This is a genomic window from Oribacterium sp. oral taxon 078 str. F0262 (assembly GCF_000160135.1).
Taxonomy (GTDB): Bacteria; Bacillota; Clostridia; order Lachnospirales; family Lachnospiraceae; genus Oribacterium.
This window is the reverse complement of record NZ_GG729935.1, coordinates 564,493-565,060: the sequence shown is the minus strand read 5'-3', so window position 1 is coordinate 565,060 and position 568 is coordinate 564,493. Positions and strand designations below refer to the sequence as shown.

Here is a 568-nt window from a genome sequence, read left to right as displayed (position 1 = left end):
GACAATGCTCCTATGGAGCGGTATTTCAACACCTTGAAAAATGAGCTCTTATATCTACACGAGTATTCATCTGAGGAGGTGCTATACTCGTCCATCGATGAATTTGCATATGTATGGTACAACCATGTGCGACCTCATTCATACAATGGATATAAGACACCATTTGAGGCAAGGACTGGAATATCGAATTATTAAGCCATACGTGTTACAAAAAAGCTTGACCACTACAGGCATCCCTTGCGGTTGATGCAGTCATTGAACGGCCTGCCGTAAGCTCCGCTTTTCTTAAAGACCAGGTGAGAGCGGACCTCTTTTGAGATAGTGGAGCAGTCCTTCCCGATCCTCTCGCCGATGTCCCTGAAGGAATTCCCCTCCTTGAGACCAGCCTCGATCAAGAGCCGATCATCAAGGGTAAGCTGCTTATATTTAGTCATGGATCCTCCTGTTCTGGTCGGAGCAACAGGTGGTGGACCAAGACCTCCATTATAATACTTTTTCAGAAGAATTAACTTCCATCCCATTCTTCGGAAGAATTAAGTTCCACCTTTCAGATTTCCAGGTGGAACTT

The 568-nt window shown here is 45.1% G+C and carries 2 protein-coding genes; one reads left to right on the top strand and one right to left on the bottom strand.

Translation table 11 applies throughout. The features are described from left to right. The coding region (locus tag GCWU000341_RS13215; protein ID WP_155812827.1) for an integrase core domain-containing protein at positions 1 to 195 on the top strand (195 nt) is incomplete at its 5' end. Between the two features lie 29 nt (positions 196 to 224). Here GCWU000341_RS13215 and GCWU000341_RS10105 read toward each other — a convergent pair. Beyond that, positions 225 to 434, bottom strand: coding sequence for a helix-turn-helix domain-containing protein (locus GCWU000341_RS10105; RefSeq protein ID WP_009215890.1), 210 nt, complete (start codon positions 432 to 434; stop codon positions 225 to 227). Positions 435 to 568: the final 134 nt, after the last annotated feature.